Below are 1,324 nucleotides of genomic sequence, written 5' to 3' on the forward strand. Positions count from 1 at the left end.
GTGTGCTGGTTCAGGACATAGGAAACCCATGTCGCAAGACATAGGAAACTCCAGCAAGGTGTGTCTCGGGACATAGGCAACTGCCGCGATCAAGAGCCTGGGCGTCGTGTCCAAGGCCAGAGTTGTCATCACCGCCGTGGTCGTCGAGGGACGTTCCCAAGCAGAGGTCGCCCGCTCCTACGGGGTATCCAAGGGCTGGGTATCCAAGCTGGTGGCCCGCTACCGGGCCGAGGGCGAGGCGGCGTTCGAGCCGCGATCGCGACGGCCGCGAACCTCACCGAACGCGATCGACGCCGACACCGTCGAGCTGATCGTCCGGCTCCGCAAGGAGCTCGCCGACCAGGGCCTGGACGCCGGTCCCGACACGATCGCCTGGCACCTGCAACACCACCATCGGCGCACGGTGTCCCGAGCCACGATCAGTCGCTACCTGGCCCGTCATGGCCTGGTGGTGCCCGAGCCCAAGAAACGGCCACGCTCGTCCTACATCCGCTTCCAAGCCAGCTTGCCGAACGAGACCTGGCAGGCCGACTTCACCCACTACCGGCTGGCCGACGGCACCGACGCCGAGATCCTCACCTGGCTGGATGACCACTCCCGCTACGCCCTGCACGTCACCTGCCGGCGCCGCATCACCGGGCCCATCGTGCGCGACACCTTCCGCCACGCGATCGCCGCCCATGGCGTGCCAGCCTCCACGCTGACCGACAACGGCATGGTCTTCACCACCCGCCTGGCCGGCGGCCGCGGCGGCCGCAACGCCTTCGAACACGAACTGCGCCGCCTGCACGTCCAGCAGAAGAACTCCACTCCCAACCACCCCACCACCTGCGGCAAAGTCGAGCGTTTCCAGCAGACGATGAAGAACTGGCTACGCGCCCAGCCCAACCAGCCGGCCACCCTCGCCGACCTCCAGACACTCATCGACCGCTTCCTCAACGCCTACAACCACCACCGCCCCCACCGATCCCTGCCACAGCGCGCCACCCCCGCAGCCGTCTACAACGCCCTTCCCAAGGCCCTGCCCGCCAACAGCCGCGACGCCGACACCCACACCCGAGTACGGCACGACCGCATCGACCCCTCCGGCGTCGTCACCCTGCGCCTGGCCGGTCGCCTGCACCACATCGGCGTCGGACGAACCCACGCCCGAACCCACGTCATCCTGCTGGTCGCCGACCTGCACGTCCGTGTGGTCGACGCCGTCACAGGAGAACTCCTCCGCGAGCTGACCATCGACCCCACCCGCGACTACCAGCCCCAAGACAAGAGAAAACCCCCGAACCCGTAGGTTCGAGGGTTTCCGATGTCCTGAGACATCACA

At 67.2% G+C, this 1,324-nt stretch carries 1 protein-coding gene; it reads left to right on the forward strand.

The annotated features are described in order from the left end of the window. Positions 1 to 88 precede the first annotated feature (88 nt). Positions 89 to 1,291, forward strand: a complete 1,203-nt coding sequence (locus ABT294_RS50745) for an IS481 family transposase (RefSeq protein WP_350813750.1) — start codon at positions 89 to 91, stop codon at positions 1,289 to 1,291. Positions 1,292 to 1,324: the final 33 nt, after the last annotated feature.

The sequence above is a fragment of the Nonomuraea sp. NPDC000554 genome, assembly GCF_040300065.1.
In the GTDB taxonomy this organism is placed as follows: Bacteria; Actinomycetota; Actinomycetes; order Streptosporangiales; family Streptosporangiaceae; genus Nonomuraea.